This is a genomic window from Zoogloea sp. LCSB751 (assembly GCF_002028455.1).
Classification (GTDB): domain Bacteria; phylum Pseudomonadota; class Gammaproteobacteria; order Burkholderiales; family Rhodocyclaceae; genus Zoogloea.
Window position 1 is genome coordinate 1 of the sequence record NZ_MWUM01000714.1, and the last position, 230, is coordinate 230.

Here is a 230-nt window from a genome sequence, read left to right on the forward strand (position 1 = left end):
ATCCGTACCTGTTGGCCGATATAAGGCCCAAGCTCAGCGGCAATATAGATGATATTGTCGATTTTGATGCCAGTTTTATTCACCGTACGAGTGCCGCCCTGCGTCGGCACGGACAGTAACATATCCAGGGCGCGCTCGTTATCGATGCGAGCGATTTCGCCTTTAAAATTGCTCACCATTTCAAACGGAGTCGCATCAATCCCGCTGTGAACTTTGTGCATATACACGTT

Annotated in this window: 1 protein-coding gene; it reads right to left on the bottom strand. The window is 49.1% G+C overall.

The genetic code is table 11. The annotated features are described in order from the left end of the window. The coding region (locus B4920_RS28295; RefSeq protein WP_173862754.1) for a Mu transposase C-terminal domain-containing protein at window positions 1-230 on the bottom strand (230 nt) is incomplete at both ends.